The 273-nt window shown below is 53.8% G+C and carries 1 protein-coding gene; it reads right to left on the bottom strand.

Features of this window, described 5'->3' with window-relative positions; genetic code table 11:
- Positions 1 to 273 (bottom strand): LPD1 domain-containing protein (locus ACUHMQ_RS21285; protein ID WP_445297425.1); only part of this gene is annotated, 273 nt, incomplete at both ends.

Raw genomic sequence — 273 nt, forward strand, 5'->3', positions numbered from 1 at the left:
CTGCATCGCTGCCTGAATCACCTGCCTTATGATCATCGCTGCGTGAGTATAGAAGCGGTCCGCCTTCGGATTCCTGAACCTTAAGTTCCGATATCAAGCGTTCAAACGCCTGATTGAAGACCTTACGCTCCTCCCCAGCCGGGTACGGATAATCCGGGTCGGTATCGCCCTTATCGCGTTTGTTGTTGCTCACCAGGTAATGATTGCTGGCCTCGTTGTTGGCCAGCTTGTCCATTACCCAAGTCTCGAAGGCGCGGGCAAACATCTCATGGG

The organism is Chitinimonas violaceus (assembly GCF_052601015.1).